Origin of the sequence: Phenylobacterium sp. (assembly GCF_037968635.1) — a bacterium.
Taxonomy (GTDB): Bacteria; Pseudomonadota; Alphaproteobacteria; order Caulobacterales; family Caulobacteraceae; genus Phenylobacterium.
In genome coordinates, this window is the sequence record NZ_JBBKVV010000053.1 from 11,652 (window position 1) to 23,915 (window position 12,264).

Below are 12,264 nucleotides of genomic sequence, written 5' to 3' on the forward strand. Positions count from 1 at the left end.
CTCCGAGACCAAGTCGCCAAAGCCCCGGCGCACTGACGTGACCCCCGTTTCTCATCCAGCGATCACGAGAGTCCTGGGTTGATCTGAGCCTTCGTTGAGGTGGGTTGCAAGGGGCCGGTGCGCGGAGTCATCAGGTCGCGCAGCGTGCCGGCCGGACCCTGCAGATAGAGCTCGGGCGTAGTCCGGCAGCAATGCGCCAGGAGCGGTCATTCGCCGACGGCCGGAAACGCGACATCGGGCAAGTTGTTCTGGTTGCCCGGCGTACCGCGTCCGACCCCGCTGTCAGGTCGCCCGTCCTCGCGCGCCCTTGTCACAGGCAATGACAGACGAAAACGCGTTCCCTCGCTGTCGGACGTCCAGTCGACCCCTGCGCCGATGGCCTTGGCGCGGCCCGCCTGGTTGGACAGGCCTTTTCCGCTGTCTGTCGCTCCGCCGAGGTCGAATCCGACGCCGTCGTCGACTATGGTGATGACCACATTGTTGTTCTCTGAGCGGGTCGTCATGACGATGGTCGACGCCCGCGCGTGCTTGATGGTGTTGGTGAAAGCCTCCTGCAGGATGCGCAGGATGTGCAGGCAGTTACGCTGGTCGAGCCATGTGATGGGCGGGACTTCCTCCACCTGCCACACCAGCTTGATCCCGGTGCTTTCCAGCCGGGGCTGGAGCCGGAACCGCAGGGTGGCGACCAGAAGCAGAAGATCGGTCTCGACGGGCTCCATCGAGTCGATGGTCAGCTTCAGATCATCGATGCAGTCCTTCAGCACCTGAACCATTTCGACCTCGCCGAGCTTGCCGTGTTCGGCTGCGCGCAGGGCGGTGACGAGGGACGAACCCATGCCGTCGTGCATGTCCTGCATCATGCGCTGACGCTCTCTACTGAGTGTCTCTCGCTCCTCCACTGTGCGAAGTTTTGCGTAGCTCTCGGCAAGTTCGGCCTCGCGGCGGGCCAGCTGGTCAGCCAGATTGCGACTGGCCTGTTCGACGCTGGACAAGGCCACAACATAGCGGCGGAGCATGATCCTCCCGAACAGGATGGTCAGGAAGATGTTCACATACAGGCTGATGTACAGGCCCTCGATGTTGACGAGGTTGTTCTGGAGCAGCCAGTCATAGATCCCCAACAGCACGCCCAGGACGCCGCTTCCCGCCAGCCAGATCCCTTCCGGTTCCCCTGCCCGCCAGCTCTGCCAAAGGCCGCTCAGGCAGATCACATTCCCCACCACCAGCATGCAGACATAGATGAGCGGCGCGCTGAGGGTCGGGTCCAGCAGGGGCGCGGCCGGGACGGTGACGAGGGCGCAGACCAGGGCCACCCCCACCACCCCGCGGGTCAGCCAGGGCTGGGGCCGTTTGTGAATCTGTTCCAGGAACAGGTGGATGATGACCAGCATCCAGAAGAGCGAATGCAACGTCACCCAGCCGAACAGGGCGTCGGAAACCGGCAGGCGGTCGACCCCGACATAGGTCTGAAGCGTGCGGATGAAGGCCGCCACAGACATCAGGAAGTACAGCAGATAGGCGGGCTCGCGCCGTCCGACCAGCCAGACGCCCAGGGTGAACAGCCCGGTCGCCAGAAAGGCCACGCTGCTCATGTAGGGCAGGAACGTCACGAAGAAATTGCGCACGAAATAGCGCCAGGCGATGTCGTCGTAGCCGCCGAGCCAGATCGACGAAATACTGCCGCCGATGCCCGCTACGTGCTGCATCCGCACCATCACCTCATGCGGCGTCCGCGATTCCGCAGTCTCCTCCAGCGCCACCCACAGGGGCTGGTCGGAGCCGTTCCACTGATTGTTGGAGTGGGATTGATAGGTCAGCCGGCCATCGACATAGATCGCGATCTGGCCATCGGTCTTCCAGCGCGGGATGAAGAGATACAGGGGCGGGCGCAAACTGTCCGCCGGCGGGGCGACGAGGCGGAACCAGGTGGTGGTCAACCGACCGGCGTCGGGCACCAGGGTCGTGGAGCCGGTCAGGAACTGCGGCAGGGGCTGGTAGGGCAGTCGAACGGTGCGCCACCGGCCCGCGAGCCGGTCGGGATCGACGGTGCGTGACGGCATCGTGTAGGCGTCGCTGCCGTTCTGGAGCAATCCGGCCTCGGTGATGTGGTTCGCCGAGTGACCCCTGGGCCAGGCGGCGGTCAAGGCCAGCATGGCCAGCAGGGCGCAGACCAGCCCCGCCAGGAACCGCCGGGATCGCAGCAGGCCGCGGATCGCCTCCCCCCTGTCGGTCAGAATGAACCTCTGCGCCTGCATCATCTCCCCGGATTAGGTCAGATCAGCCCGTGACTGCGGGCCTCGAAGATCGCTTCGGCTTTCGACTTCACCTCCAGCTTGCCATAGACGCGACGCACGAACGTCATGACCGTATTGCGCGACACGCTCATCAGGTCGGCGATCTCGCCATAGCTGAAACCCTTGGCGATAAGCTCCAGCGTCTGTTTCTCCCGCTCGGACAGGGCGTGCGGCAAGGGCGTGACCTCGGGCGTAGGCGCCTCTTCGGGCTCGGCGCGCATTCGCATCAATAGCTGGCGAGCGATGCGCGGGCTGATCGGGCTGCCCCCGGCATAAAGGCTGCGGATGTCTCCCACGATCTGCACGAAAGCGCTGTCCTTCAAAAGGTAGCCGCTAGCCCCTGACTCGATCGAGCGGATCACATTGTCCTGGTCGGCGAAAGTGGTGCTGACCATCACGGCGCAGTCAGGCCAGCGCGCGTGCGCCGCTGCGATCACCTCGAGCCCCGACCCATCGGGCATGCCCAGATCCACCACCAGCACGTCGGGAGCGGAGTCGGGCGGGGTGGCGGCGATCAGGTCCAGGGCCGGGCGGACAGCCGCCGCAACCGCCTGCAGCTGGACGTCGGCCGCACCCTCCAGCGCGAGAGCGAAGGCGGCCTGGAAGGCAGTATCGTCCTCCACCAGCATCACCGTGATCCCAGCCGAGGCGGTGATTTCGGTCATTCGGCGAGGCTCGGGAGGAGGAAGTCTGAGCTCTGAACCTAGCATGGGCACGCAGTGAAGCTTGTCGCTATTTCAGGTGACATACAGCCACGCTTCAGCCGCCTAGATCGTGACCGGCTCGAGTGCGGATCCTCATCGGTACTCCTCCGAGCGGGATCATCGCACCATGACGACTGCCAATCGCAGGTCCAAATTCGAGCCTTCCCGGCCAACCCGGCTCTTCGTCGCACACGCGATGGCCGGCGGTCTGTTGCTGGGCACGTCAGCCGTTCCGGCGCTGGCCCAGACGGCCTCGCAGATCACACCGCCGTCGTTCCGCCCGGAGATCGAGAAGTCCGACCCCGAGGCTGCCATCGTCATTCCCGACACCGTCGGGTCGCAGCCGCCGGCTGGGTCCGAAGCCTTGTCGGTCACGGTAGGGTCGCTGCAATTCGAGGGCGGTAAGCCGGAGTTGGCCGACCGAACGGCGGCGCTGGAGGCCTCCCTTTCGGGGCGACAGGTGACAGCGGCCGAGCTGTTCGCGGCAGCGCGGACGCTGGAGGCCGACTATGCGAGGGCCGGCTACGTTCTGGTGCGCGTGGTCCTGCCGCCGCAGACGCTGACGGATGGTGGAGTTGTCCGGTTCGTCGTGATGGACGGGCGGATCGAGCGGATCGATGCCTCGGCGGTCCCGGAGGCGGTGCGCGCCCGTGTAGAGGGGGTGCTGAGGCCCCTGGTCGGCGCGCCGGGCGTGACGCTGGCCATGCTCGAACGGCGGCTGCTCCTGGCGGGCGATGCGCCGGGCGCGATCCTGCGGTCTGCGCTGCGGGCCGGGACCTCGCCGGGGTCGAGCGTTTTGGTCGTCGAAGCTCGCTACAAACCCGTGACCGGCAGCGTCTCTGCCGACAACACCCTGGCGGAGCCGATCGGCGGTTACTCCGACAGCCTCGGCTTGCAGATCAACTCGCCGATCGGCAACGGCGAACTCGTCTATCTGCAGGTCAGCGGCGACCTCAGGCCCGAGGGCGGCGCGCTCGGCGACGGCGTCTTCGCCGAGCGACCGCGCAACCGTTCGCTCGCGGCCGGGCTCGTACTGCCGCTGGGCGACAACGGGCTGGCCCTGTCGTTCGAAGGGGTGACCGCGCGCACGACGCCGCGCGTGGGGACGGGTGAGCTCAGCATCTCCTCACGGTTCCAGCGGGTGACGGCGCGGTTGCGCTATCCCGTCGTCCGGTCTCGCGCCTTCACCCTCAACGTCGAGGGCGGCCTGGATGCGCAGGACGAATTCGTGGAGGCGATCGCTCCGCTTAAGGCCGAGCTTTCGCACGACGTCCTGCGTGTCGTTCGTCTGGGGGGCGACCTGTCCTATGGACTGCCCGGCGGCGGCGCGGTGGAGGCCCGGATCGGCGCATCGTTCGGGATCGACGCCCTGGGGGCCCGCGCCGCGCCGCCGCCGGGCTCGAACGACACGCCCTTGTCGCGCCAGGGGGCGGGGCCGGAGTTCCGCAAGCTGGAGGCCTCTATCGGCTTCAGCAAGTCTCTGGGCCCCCATCTGGATCTGACGCTGCGCGCCCAGGGCCAGACCGCGTTCGGCGAAGCCTTGCCCAGCGCCGAGCAGATCGGCCTGGCTTCGCTGGACGGTCTTTCCAGCTTCGACTCCGGCCTGATTCAGGGCGACGCCGGCTATGTGGTGCGGAGCGAGTTGCGGTTCCCGTTCGTGTCCAGCTTCACCCTGCCGTTCGTCCTGCCTGACCTACCGGCTCAGCAGGGGGCGGCCCTGCCCACGGGCGACACCACCTCCGGCGCCGTCGTGCTCAGCCCCTACGTCTTCGCCGCCCTGGGCGGGACATGGCTGGATCAGCCGACGGCGCTTGAGCGGGGCCATAGCCGAGGCCTGGCCTACGGCATCGGCCTGCGCTTCGGGGCGGCGGCGCGGTCGCGGTTCTCCGGCCTGTCCGGCAGCCTCGAATACGGGCGCGCCGAACTGTCCGGCGCTGGCCCTGGCCAGGCGCCCGCCGGCGACCGCATCACCGCCAGTTTTTCTCTCGCCTTCTGAACGAGGTCCAGATCATGTCGCGCACCCGTCCGCTCGTTTCGGCCCTGCTGGCCTCCACCGCCATCGTCGGAATCGTCGCACTGTCCAGCCTCCCGGCGGCGGCCCAGACCCTGCCGACCGGGGGTGAGGTGGCGTCAGGAGGCGTCGCGATCGGCGCACCGTCGAACGGCGCCCTGTCCATCACCCAGTCGACCCAGAACGCCATCGTCAACTGGCAGAGCTTCAATGTCGGGGTGGGAAGCAGCGTCACCATCAGCCAGCCGAACGCGAGCGCGGCGATCCTGAATCGTGTGACCGGGGCGACCTCCTCCACGATCGCGGGCCAGATCGTCGCCAATGGTCAGGTCTTCCTGATCAATCCCAACGGCATCGTCATCAGCGGCTCGGGCAAGATCAGCGCCGGCGCCGGCTTCGTGGCCTCGACGCTGAACCTGACGGATGACGACTTCAACGCGGGCCGCCTGAACTTCACGGGCGACGGAGCCTCGGCGGGCGTGTCGAACGCGGGGCTGATCACGGTCGGCTCGGGCGGCTATGCGGCCTTGATCGGGGGCGAGGTCTCCAACACCGGCGTCATCGTCGCGCCGATGGGCAAGGTGGGACTGGGCTCGGGCGAGGCGGCGGTGCTGGACCTGTCGGGGGACGGCTTCCTGCAAGTTTCGATTCCGACCAACAGCCAGGACGAAGGTGCCCTGGTCGCCAACTACGGCACGATCTCGGCCGACGGCGGCAGCGTCGTGCTGACGGCGGCAGCGGCGCGCGAAATGGCGCGTCAGGCCGTCAACATGTCCGGCGTGATCGAAGCCCGCAGCGTCTCGGGCCGTAACGGTGCCATCACCCTGTCTGGCGGCGAGGGCGTCACGGCGGTTTCCGGCCGGATCGACGTCAGCGGTGCCGAACAGGCCGGGGGCGCGATCACCGTCACCGGCCGCGACATCAGCCTGACGGGGGCAGCTCTGGACGCCTCTGGCGCCACCGGCGGGGGCGAAATCCGCATCGGCGGCGACTGGCAGGGCGGCGGCGACCTGCAACGCGCCGAGACCACCACGATCGACGCCGACAGCCGGATCAGTGCGGACGCGACCGGCGCGGGCGACGGCGGCCTGGTCGTCGTCTGGTCGGACCGGCGGACGCGTTTCGCGGGGACGATCTCGGCCCGGAGCGGGCAGGCGTCCGGCGACGGCGGTCAGGCCGAGGTCTCGGGCAAGGCCGTGCTGGACTATACCGGCTACACCGATCTGACGGCGGCGAACGGCGCGTTCGGCGACCTGCTGCTCGACCCCTACAACGTCACCATCTCCAGCGGCACGGCCAGCAACCAGTCCGGGTTCGCCGCCACCGGCGACGACAGCGTCATTAACGTCAACACGCTGCAGACCGCCCTCGCGGGCGCGAACGTCACCGTGTCGACCGGCTCGGGCGGCACACAGACGGGCAATATCACCGTCGCCGACGCCATCTCATGGACCGCAGGCACGGCGCTGACGCTGACCGCGGCCACCAACATCACCATCAACGCCCCCATCACCTTCGGCGGGGCGACGGGCGCGGGGCTGTTCCTCAACGCCCCCTACGACCTGGCCATCAACGCCCCGATCCAGGTCAGAGGCATCGGCGACGTCGCCGTGGCGACCAACAACCTGATGTTCGGCCTGACGGGCAGCGGTTTCACCGGCGGCCTCACCTATCTGTCTTCCACCGGCACCGCCCTGACGTCCGGCGCTGGCGGTACGTTGAGCATCAATGGCAAGGCCTATACATTGCTCTATTCAATGTCTGACGTCGAAAGCCTTACGGGACAGAACTTCGGCGAAGGCTATTTCGCGCTGGCGCGGGACCTGGATGCCCGCGGTCGGACCTATGACGATGCGCTGATCGGGAACACCATCTCTGATACGTTTTACGGAACGCTGGAAGGGTTGGGGCACGTCATCTCCGACCTGACGATCGTCTCACGCGTTTCAGCTCCGATCGGGCTGATCGGCCGCCTCGGCCGCCTCGGTACGGCGGGCAACGGTACTGACGGCGTGGTGCGAAACATCGGTCTGGTCGGCGGTTCGGTCACCGGCATCATCGGGGCTGAGAGCACTGGCGGGCTGGTGGGGGCCAACAGCAGCGGCTCAATAATCAACGCCTATAACACAGGCACAGTCAGCGGCGACTTCCGGGTCGGCGGGCTGGTGGGCATTAACACTGAAGGCAGAATCATCAGCTCCTACGCCACCGGTGCGGTCAGCGCCGTGGTGGGCCCGAACCCCCACGACTCCATCGGCGGGCTGGTGGGGCTGAATATCGGCGATTTCAACAGTAGCATCGTCACGGTGATCAATTCCTATGCCACCGGTACGGTCAGCGGCGGAAGTTATGTCGGCGGACTGATTGGCGCTTCCGGTTACCCAGGGTCGTTCCAGTCCGGTAGCCGCGTTACCGACGTGTATGCGACCGGCGCGGTTCACGGCGCCGGCAACTATGTCGGCGGGGTGGCGGGGTTTCACTACGGCGGATTGACCAACGCCTATGCCACCGGCGCAGTCAGCGGCGCAGACTATGTCGGCGGGGTAGCGGGGCGGTACAATGGGAACAGCGCCTTCAGCACTGATTTTCTATATGCCACCGGCGCGGTCAGCGGACGCAACTTCGTCGGCGGACTGATAGGTTACAACACCAGCGGTCTGCGGGGCCCCTATGCGACCGGCGCGATCACAGGCGCCGGCGACAACGTCGGCGGGCTGATCGGCACGAACGGCGGCTTTCTGGAAACCGTCTACGCCACCGGCGCGGTCAGCAGCACCGGCAACAACGTCGGCGGGCTGGTCGGGGACAATGGGGGCAGGCTGACCGTTGGCTATGCCACCGGTGAGGTCCGCGGCGCCGATAGCGTCGGCGGCCTGGTGGGGTTCAACTGGGGGCAGGTCATCGATGCCTATGCCACCGGCGCGGTCACTGGCGCCAACCATGTCGGCGGCCTGGTGGGGTTGGGATACTGGGCCAGCGAAGGTCGCGACGGCACGGTGACCCGTGCCTATGCCACCGGCGCGGTCACCGGCAACACCAATACGGGCGGACTGGTGGGCTTTGCCAGAAGATCCGACACGATCATCAACTCCTATTGGAACGTCGAGACCAGCGGGCGATCGACCAGTTCCGCCGGCGGGACCGGCCTGACCACGGCGCAGATGCGGAACCCCTTCAGTTTCATCGACGGCGGCTGGAACTTCGCCGCCGTCTGGGCGACGCCGAGGACGGGCGGCGCGCCCGTGCTGCGCGGCATGACCACCGCTCCGCTCTATGACAACTATGTGCGGCTGTCGGGCAACACCTCCACCACCTATGGCGATACGATGGGCGCCTCCGGCATCACGCTGGGCGGCATCGGCGCCGGGAATGTGAGCGTCGGCTGGGGCAGCGCGATTTCCGCCAGCATCAATGCCGGGACCTATGCCTATGGCGCCAACAACGTCCTGGCGCTGACCTATTCCGCAGGCGTGGCCAGCGACTATTATGTCGATTACGGCGCCGGCGCCCTCACCGTCGGCCAGCGCGCCGTCACGGTCACGGCCGACGCCCTGAGCCGCGCCTATGGCGACGCCAATCCGGCGCTAACCTACACGGTCGGCGGCGCGGGCCTCGTCAACGGCGACACACTGCTCGGCGCCCTGGCGACCACGGCGACCTCGACGTCGAATGTCGGCAGCTATGGCATCACCCAAGGCAGCCTGGCGGCCTCGACCAACTATGCCGTCACCTATAGCGGTGCGAACCTGACCGTCGGCCAGCGCGCCCTCACGGTCACGGCCGACGCCCTGAGCCGCGCCTACGGCGACGCCAATCCGGCGCTGACCTATACGGTCGGCGGCCCGGGCATCGTCAACGGCGACACGCTGTCCGGCGCCCTGGCGACCATGGCGACGCAGATCAGCGATGTCGGTGTGTATGGCATTACCCAGGGGACGCTGGCGGCTTCGAGCAACTATGCGCTGACCTATGCCGGGGCAAACCTCACTGTCATACCCCGCAATATCGCTATCGGGCTGGGCGTCACCGCCGACAATGTGACCCGCGCCTATGGCGACGCCAATCCGGCCCTGACCTGGACGGTGAATACCGGCAGTCTCGTCAACGGAGACACGCTGAGCGGCCAGCTGGCGACCGACGCGACGTCGTCTTCCGGTGTCGGCGGCTATGCCATCACACAGGGGTCTCTGGCGGCCCCGTCCAACTATTTGCTGAGCTTCGTCAACGGCATACTAACTGTCACGGCGCGGCCCCTCACCGTGACGGCGAACGCGCTCTCGAGGAGCTATGGGGACGTCAATCCGGCGCTGACCTATACGACTACCGGCCTGGTCAACGGCGATACTCTGTCAGGCTTGCTTGCGACTTCGGCGACCACGGCGTCCAACGTGGGCGTCTACGGGATCACCCAAGGGTCTCTGGCGGCGTCCGGCAACTACGCCCTCACCTACGCCGGCGCGAACCTGACCGTCGTGCCGCGCAGTATCGCCATCGGCCTCGGCGTCACCGCCGACAGCGTGACCCGCAGTTATGGCGACGCAAATCCTGCGTTCACCTGGACGCTGACCAACGGCGGCCTCGTCAACGGCGATACGCTGAGCGGCCAGCTGGCGACCTCGGCCGCCCAGTTTTCCGGCGTGGGCCAGTACGCCATCACCCAAGGCTCGCTCGCGGCGCCGACCAACTATACGCTCAGCTTCACCGACGGCGTGCTGACCGTCGCGCCGCGCGCTGTCACCGTGACGGCGAACGCCCTTTCGAGGATCTACGGCGACGCCAACCCCGCGCTGACCTACGCGGTCGGCGGCGGTGGCCTGGTCAATGGCGACGCCCTGTCGGGCTCGCTGGCGACGACGGCCGCCTTGACGTCGAACATCGGCGTCTACGGGATCACCCAAGGATCGCTGGCCAACACCAACTACACGATCGCCTACACCGGCGCTGATTTGGCGGTGACCCGGCGCGCCCTGACGATCGCGGCCAACGCGCTGTCGAGGACATATGGCGACGTCAATCCGACGCTGACCTACACGACGATGGGACTGGTCAACGGCGACACGCTGACAGGCGCCCTGGCGACGGCGGCGGTCCCGACGTCAAACGCTGGACTCTATGACATCACACGCGGAACCCTATCTGCGTCGGCCAACTATGAAGCGAGCTACACAGGTTCCAGACTGACGGTGGGCCAACGCGGCATCACGGTGACGGCGGATCCGCAGCGTCGAGCCTACGGCGTGGTCAACCCGCCGCTGACCTACACCCTGGGGGGGCGAGGTCTGGTCGGTGGGGACACCCTGTCTGGCGGATTGACGACCGAAGCGGGCGTGACCAGCTTCGCTGGCGACTATGTGATCGGTCAGGGCACGCTCGTCGCTTCCGACAACTACAGCTTGGTCTTCCAGAATGGCGTCATGACCGTCTTCGGAAGTCCCTCACAGACGATGTCGCCCAGCCAGACTGTTGGAACGTTCGATAACAACCAGAGCCGCAGCAGCTCGACCTTCGCCGAGCCGCAGGCCGCCCCGTCGGTTACTGACCCTGACGAGACCACAGGCCTAGCTCCGCTTGTTTCTGATCCACGCTTCGACGGCCTCGTCGTCTGTACCGGCGGCGGCCAGTGTGTTGTTGTTCCGGAAGTCTGAGCCTCTCACCGCACAAGGAGCACCCATGCCGCGCGGTCGTCGGGGACGGGGCGAACGCCATGACCCGAACGGTCATCGGCCTAGAAGAGGTTGCGGGATTCCAGGATGTTCGACGCCAGACTCCGACGCCTCATCGACCCGCCGCTGAATCACCTCGGCGCCCAGATCGCGCGATGGGGCGTCACTGCCAATCAGGTGACTGTCGCCGGCGCCACGCTGGGCGCTGGGGCGGGACTGGCGATCGGACTGGACCATCCCCTCATCGGCCTGGCTCTTGTCGCAGGAAGCCGGCTGCTCGACGGCCTCGACGGCGCCATTGCGCGGGCCACGCGCCCGACCGATCTCGGCGGCTATCTGGACATCCTCTGCGACTATGTCTTCTACCTCGCCGTGCCGCTGGGTTTCGGCTTCGCCGCGGCAGGCAATCTCGCCTATGCCCTGGCCCTCGTCGCCGGCTTCACGCTGACCGCGGTGAGCTTCCTGGCCTACGCCGCGATCGCCGCCAAGCGAGGCCTGTCCGAGACCGCCCACGGCCCCAAGAGCTTTGTCTACAGCACGGGCTTCGCCGAAGGCGCGGAGACCATTCTGGCCTTCGTGGCCATGTGCCTGTTTCCCGGCTACTTCCCCCTTATCGCGATGATCCTGCTGGTCCTCTGCATTCTGACCGTGGCGCAGCGCATTCTCCTCGCCCACCGGATGTTCGGCGCCAAGACCTAGGCTGACTGGCGCGGGCCGGGCATTCGTGGAACGATGAGATCCTGGTGACGTGGAGATGACGATCTTGAGATCCGCTGTCGGACGTCTGGCCCTGATCGTTTCGCTGCTTGTGCCGGTCTATTTCATGGCCGCGGCGCTGGGCGTGAAGTTTGGCCTGTGGCCGTGGCAGTTCGGCCTCGGTGTCCTGGTCGTGAAAGCGGGCCTGCCCGTTCTCATAGTGTCGATCATTCTGGCCCTTGTGGCGCTGGTTCTGGCCCTTGTGCGAGCGCCGAGGCGAGGCTGGCCGGCCGCCCTGATCGCCCTGCTCATTCCCGCCCTCGCCGTTGGCTACCTCGCCTCGGTGCGGGCGAAATCCGCCGACATTCCGCCGATTCACGACGTCGCCACCGACACCGTTGATCCGCCCCAATTCTCACCGGCGGTGATCGCCGCACGGCAGGCTGTTGACGCCAACCCGGTGGCCTCGATGTCCGCGCCCTTGTCGTCTCAGGCGGCCTATCAGGGGCCTCGGTTCTCGAAGCTCGCAGGGCGATCTCTGGGCGAGGTGGGGCGTCGCGGCTACCCGGGAGTCCGGCCACTCCAACTCGCGGTCCCGCCAGCGGCGGCATACGCCGCTGCTCTGGCCGAGGCGAAGGCGAGCGGCTGGGAGCTGGTCTCCCAAAACCCAGACGGCGGGACCATCGAGGCGACGGCCGAAACCTTCTGGTTCGGGTTCAAGGACGACGTTGTGGTGCGGATCCGGCCCGGTGCGGCGGGATCGACCGTCGACGTACGTTCGACCTCCCGCGTCGGATTGAGCGATCTCGGCGCGAACGCCGCCCGGATCGAAGCCTATCTGGCCGGGCTCGACAAACGGGCGCCCAAGGCTTCCGCGTCATAGGGACCTCTCTGGT

Annotated in this window: 6 protein-coding genes; 4 read left to right on the top strand and 2 right to left on the bottom strand. The window is 67.0% G+C overall.

The window, feature by feature from the left end:
- Window positions 1–206 precede the first annotated feature (206 nt).
- Both AAC997_RS05595 and AAC997_RS05600 read right to left on the bottom strand, forming a co-directional pair.
- A complete protein-coding gene (locus AAC997_RS05595; RefSeq protein WP_340644700.1) occupies window positions 207–2,258 on the bottom strand; it encodes a sensor histidine kinase in 2,052 nt (683 codons plus the stop codon).
- A gap of 14 nt (window positions 2,259–2,272) precedes the next feature.
- A complete protein-coding gene (locus tag AAC997_RS05600; RefSeq protein ID WP_340644701.1) occupies window positions 2,273–2,959 on the bottom strand; it encodes a response regulator transcription factor in 687 nt (228 codons plus the stop codon).
- Between the two features lie 166 nt (window positions 2,960–3,125).
- Between AAC997_RS05600 and AAC997_RS05605 the strand changes: the two genes are divergently transcribed.
- The 4 genes from AAC997_RS05605 (at window position 3,126) to AAC997_RS05620 (ending at window position 12,251) form a co-directional block, all read left to right on the top strand.
- Window positions 3,126–4,994 (top strand): ShlB/FhaC/HecB family hemolysin secretion/activation protein, encoded by a 1,869-nt coding sequence (locus tag AAC997_RS05605; RefSeq protein WP_340644702.1) that lies wholly within the window; start codon window positions 3,126–3,128, stop codon window positions 4,992–4,994.
- A gap of 14 nt (window positions 4,995–5,008) precedes the next feature.
- The gene (locus AAC997_RS05610) at window positions 5,009–10,654 is read left to right on the top strand and encodes an MBG domain-containing protein (RefSeq protein WP_340644703.1); all 5,646 of its coding nucleotides are present in this window, start codon (window positions 5,009–5,011) and stop codon (window positions 10,652–10,654) included.
- A gap of 105 nt (window positions 10,655–10,759) precedes the next feature.
- The gene (locus AAC997_RS05615) at window positions 10,760–11,371 is read left to right on the top strand and encodes a CDP-alcohol phosphatidyltransferase family protein (protein WP_340644704.1); all 612 of its coding nucleotides are present in this window, start codon (window positions 10,760–10,762) and stop codon (window positions 11,369–11,371) included.
- Window positions 11,372–11,495: 124 nt separating this feature from the next.
- On the top strand, window positions 11,496–12,251 hold the full coding sequence (locus AAC997_RS05620) for a DUF1499 domain-containing protein (RefSeq protein ID WP_340644705.1): 756 nt from the start codon (window positions 11,496–11,498) through the stop codon (window positions 12,249–12,251).
- The last annotated feature ends 13 nt before the right edge of the window (window positions 12,252–12,264 follow it).

What these genes read in the sequence shown, in the direction of transcription:
- AAC997_RS05595 (WP_340644700.1), bottom strand. Translation starts at nt 2,258, where the DNA reads ATGATGCAGGCGCAGAGGTTCATTCTGACCGACAGGGGGGAGGCGATC.
- AAC997_RS05620 (WP_340644705.1), top strand. Translation starts at nt 11,496, where the DNA reads ATGGCCGCGGCGCTGGGCGTGAAGTTTGGCCTGTGGCCGTGGCAGTTC.
- AAC997_RS05600 (WP_340644701.1), bottom strand. Translation starts at nt 2,959, where the DNA reads ATGACCGAAATCACCGCCTCGGCTGGGATCACGGTGATGCTGGTGGAG.
- AAC997_RS05605 (WP_340644702.1), top strand. Translation starts at nt 3,126, where the DNA reads ATGACGACTGCCAATCGCAGGTCCAAATTCGAGCCTTCCCGGCCAACC.
- AAC997_RS05615 (WP_340644704.1), top strand. Translation starts at nt 10,760, where the DNA reads ATGTTCGACGCCAGACTCCGACGCCTCATCGACCCGCCGCTGAATCAC.
- AAC997_RS05610 (WP_340644703.1), top strand. Translation starts at nt 5,009, where the DNA reads ATGTCGCGCACCCGTCCGCTCGTTTCGGCCCTGCTGGCCTCCACCGCC.